This window comes from Weissella sagaensis (assembly GCF_005405285.1).
Lineage (GTDB): Bacteria > Bacillota > Bacilli > Lactobacillales > Lactobacillaceae > Weissella > Weissella sagaensis.
The window spans coordinates 1-4446 of sequence record NZ_BJDT01000019.1 but is presented as its reverse complement, the minus strand read 5'-3'; the positions used below and the strand labels follow the sequence as shown (position 1 = coordinate 4446).

Genomic DNA, 4446 nt, shown 5'->3' with positions numbered 1-4446 from the left:
GCGGCTGGAGAAACACCGTATTCCTCGGAAAGCGAGCGAATAGATCTTTTCTCTTCACGATGCATCTTCACAATGCTGGCTTTAAAATCATCTTGATATCGTTTCATTGGAATGCTCCTATCTTGTTTTATTAATTATGGCACAACTGTTCAGAAATTTATGTACCAAATACTAGGATAGGAGCAGGATATTATCTTTAATACTATTGTTCCCAATATGCAAAGAATAAAACGTTTCCCAATAAATGGTATTACAGAAAATGATAGATTTGACGAAAAAGTCATGGCTCTGTATTCAACAGTTACAGATGAATTTTTAAATCGTATCTACGAATTCAAATAAAAGGAGAGTACAATGGCAGGTAACGGTTATTTACAAAGAAGAGTATCAGGTGCAGTTAAACCAGAAAAACAATATGAAGAAAAAAGCATTGAACTTACACCTAAACCAATAGAAACTAAACAAAAGCAAAATAATAAAAAAGTATTTGCAAATCAACAAAAATCTATAAAAATTCCACAAGAAACATACGTAGAATTAAATGTGTTAAAGAATATGCAACGACTAAAATTTGATTATGAAGCTATACAATTTATTGTTAGTCAATATTACAATACGTTATCAACCGAAGAAAAGAAACGTTTTAATATTCTCAAAGACAACCTATAACAAATTGGTATAGATTGTGAAAAAACCTAAATCTGACTTTGTGAACTGTCGGAAAAGGGCAGGGGGATCAAAATTCACAAGGGGTATTTCACAACGAGCGAGAGCGGTTGCTATAACGGCTACTTTGGGTAAGACACGTTATGTTAACTCAAATTGGTCTACAGACCTAAATATGAAATTACGATTACCTGGTCCTATGCCACATCGTAAGATTAACATTTTCTAGTCAGTTCTAACAATAAAACAACAACGTATAATATTTGGAGATATCAGGGAGAAAAAAGTTGAAAAAATTACTAATTGTTACCATTTCGATAACATCAGTCATGGTATTAGGAACAAAAACGTCAGTCGTAGATGCTGATATTATTCAAAGTTCCGCTACACAAAACCTAACTACCACTGAAGATTGGCTACCTGATCAACAGCTAAAAGATATTTTAACACGACAACTTGGTACGGAAGTGACACAACAAAATATTCAAACCATCACTTCTCTCAATTTATCATATGAAAATGTCACTAATTTAAAGGGATTAGAGTACGCTACTAATCTGCAGTCTTTAGATTTATCTGGAAGTAATATCTCTGATTTAATGCCACTACAAAATTTACATCAGTTAACAGTCTTAAATCTTAGACTAAATAAAGCAAGTATTCCGCCTGATCTGGCACCTATTGAAAATTTAAAATTACAAAGTTTGAATCTTTTCGCTGATGATTATGGTAACTATGTATCACGAATTATGCCTATCAGAAATATGACAACATTATCGTCTCTGGATTTGGGCCACAATGCATTGAATGATCTGAATATCATTCACAATCTAAAAAATTTGACCTATTTATCGTTATCCAAAAATAATTTACAGAACCTAGATGGATTATCTCAAATTTCCAATATAGAGACATTACAATTGGAATATAATAAACTGTCAAATATTGATCAATTATCTAAAATGAAGCATTTAAAATACCTATCCCTAGGTGATAACAGTGTTTCTGATCTAACGCCATTGAAAAACATTAGCACATTACAGGAACTAACCTTATCCCAAATGTCATTGACAAACACTAATCTAAATAGCCTCAGTAATCTATCGAATTTGACCAAGTTGTCTATTGACTTCAATGATAAAATAACTAGTTTAACAGCTCTTACTAACTTAACTAACCTACAACAGTTAGACTTTAGTAAGACATCAGTATCTGATTTATCTCCTGTATCAAGCTTAAAGAACTTAACAAATTTATCTTTTTCCAACGCGTCTGTGTCGGATATATCTCCTTTACGTTCTTTAAATAACTTGACTACTCTCAATATGCTCAGAAATCATATTTATGACATTAGTCCATTGGCGCAATTGAAAAAATTAGTCACGGTTAATGCTAAATATCAAACTGTTATTCTACCTAATGTTAATTACACTTCACAAGGTGAAGCACTCAGTATTCCATTTTCTGTGGTCGATAACCTAGGTAATGTACTACCACTAACCTATAGTTCTGGCATTAATGCTGATAGCTTTACTCCTGGTGCAATAAAAATATATCATCCTAAAGAGGCTGGTAGTGCTTACTTCTCTTGGGATAACTCTACTTCCAGTAGTACATTTAATAAATTTAATGGTACCGTTGAACAGCCAGTAACTCTATCAAATAATTCTTATGCTAAAGAAAAAGTAACCATTGCTATTCTAAAAGGTGATGGCAGTGGGTACACATCTGTGGCAAGCAATTTTATACAAAAACAAGCTACTATCATAACTGATCCAGTTACAAATAAAAAGTCTCTGGAGATCACAGCTGTTGTGCCCAAAGAGTATGGAGAAAATAGTATTCTCTTTCAATCAGCAAGCAAAACGGAAACATCTGTGGTAGGAAATGCACTACATATTATTAGCACAGTTCCTCTGACTGCACATGACTTGCAGTCTGGAAGCATCCTAGAAACTATCCATGTTAATATTGCTAGCTTATCGTACAACCATATTTACCAAATATATATAGCCATAAATTCTGATCAAAAAAGCACCTCGGACCCTAACAATGAAGACACGCAAAAAAATGCCAAATCAACAGTGACATCATCACAAATTGTTTCTAACCCAATTACGGGTAATGGAACTCCTGGTGACACTATCGTCTTGACTGATAAAGATGGTAATAAGTTAGGTGAAGGTACTGTTGGTGAGGATGGTAAGTATTCAATCACACCTTCTCGTCCTACTACTGAAGGTGAAGCTATCACTGCTACACCAACTGACAAGGATGGTAACACTGGTACTCCTGCTACTGAAAACGTTGAAAAAACTGACACAGGTAACACCGGAGCTACCGGCGATACTGGAGTAACTGGCGATACCAGGAGCTACAGGTGATACTGGAGCAACTGACAAGGATGGTAACACTGGTACTCCTGCTACTGAAAACGTTGAAAAAACTGACACAGGTAACACAGGAGCCACCGGCGATACTGGAGCCACAGGTGATACTGGAGCTACCGGCGATACAGGAGCTACAGGTGATACTGGAGCAACTGACAAGGATGGTAACACTGGTACTCCTGCTACTGAAAACGTTGAAAAAACTGACACAGGTAACACCGGAGCTACCGGTGATACTGGAGCAACTGGAAATCTGACCAAAAATAACAGTTCTACAGACACAGAGATAAGAAAACTTCCGAAAACAGGGACAGAAAACAATAACACTAGTTTGATTAGTGTTGTCATATCTGTATTATTAGCCGGAATAACTTCTTTGATTATTAATAATCGTCGTAAAAAATAAAAAGAACCAGCTAAGTGTGATTAGTCAATACTTGGCTGGCTTTTTAGTATATGAAAAAGGAAAAGCTGCAATGCAAAAATTAGTTTCTATCATTATACCGTATAAAAATGAAGAGGAATCACAGCTGGCTGTTGTACTGTCATCAATTAATAACCAGATAGGTGTTGAGTTTAATCAAATTTAAGTAATCATTGTGGGTGATGGGGGTTATCAATTGCAAGACATATCAATATTTGATATTTTTCAAAACATAAATATTAAATATTACTATAATAAACAATCTAACGGACCCGGATTTTCTAGACAATTTGGTATGGGCCAAGCGATTGGTCAATATTATATGTTTATAGATGCTGATGATCAACTGCATTTCACAGGTGCTCTATTGGAATTTTTCAATGTAATTAAAGACTCAGGTAATCATGAAATGATTATTGCCAGATAAATGGTTTAACGCAAAATACATTCAAAAAATAGGTTTACGTTGGTTAAATGATTTAAAAATATAAGAAGATACTTATTTTGTTGGACTTGCTTGTGAACTCAGTACAGACATATACTATAAAAATTCAGTAGTTTATATTTGGCTATGTAATGTGAACTCAATTGTTAGAAATCCCAAAACCAGTTTTTATCAACAGTTGCATACTTGGGTTTATATGAATAGAAGCTATTTTCAGTTTTTAAGAGCTAAAGGCAGTAGCCTTCTATCAACAGATTTTAAAAAATATCTAGTAGAACTTTACTTTAAAGAAAATAATTACAATCCTATAAATGTAAAAGAATACGACGCTCAAAATGCTCCTATCCTAGTATTTGGTACATAAATTTCTGAACAGTTGTGCCATAATTAATAAAACAAGATAGGAGCATTCCAATGAAACGATATCAAGATGATTTTAAAGCCAGCATTGTGAAGATGCATCGTGAAGAGAAAAGATCTATTCGCTCGCTTTCCGAGGAATACGGTGTTTCTCCAGCCGC

6 protein-coding genes are annotated in these 4446 nt (G+C 34.3%); 5 read left to right on the top strand and 1 reads right to left on the bottom strand.

What is annotated here, in order from left to right; translation table 11 throughout:
• The coding region (locus tag FFM55_RS09690; RefSeq protein WP_168388718.1) for a transposase at positions 1-107 on the bottom strand (107 nt) is incomplete at its 3' end.
• Between the two features lie 247 nt (positions 108-354).
• Between FFM55_RS09690 and FFM55_RS09685 the strand changes: the two genes are divergently transcribed.
• The 5 genes from FFM55_RS09685 to FFM55_RS09665 all read left to right on the top strand — a co-directional run.
• Positions 355-669 (top strand): hypothetical protein, encoded by a 315-nt coding sequence (locus FFM55_RS09685; RefSeq protein ID WP_042494695.1) that lies wholly within the window; start codon positions 355-357, stop codon positions 667-669.
• Positions 670-953: 284 nt separating this feature from the next.
• Entirely contained in the window at positions 954-3050 is a 2097-nt protein-coding gene (locus FFM55_RS10115) for a leucine-rich repeat domain-containing protein (protein ID WP_170999695.1), read from the top strand.
• Positions 3025-3462 carry an LPXTG cell wall anchor domain-containing protein gene (locus tag FFM55_RS10190; protein WP_137601019.1) on the top strand — a complete coding sequence of 146 codons (438 nt, stop codon included), beginning with the start codon at positions 3025-3027 and terminating at the stop codon, positions 3460-3462. The genes FFM55_RS10115 and FFM55_RS10190 overlap by 26 nt, the downstream gene beginning before the upstream one ends.
• Positions 3463-3676: 214 nt before the next feature.
• Positions 3677-3907 (top strand): glycosyltransferase, encoded by a 231-nt coding sequence (locus tag FFM55_RS09670; RefSeq protein WP_052348467.1) that lies wholly within the window; start codon positions 3677-3679, stop codon positions 3905-3907.
• A 432-nt stretch (positions 3908-4339) separates the two neighbouring features.
• A partial coding sequence (locus tag FFM55_RS09665; RefSeq protein ID WP_168388718.1) for a transposase occupies positions 4340-4446 on the top strand: 107 nt, incomplete at its 3' end.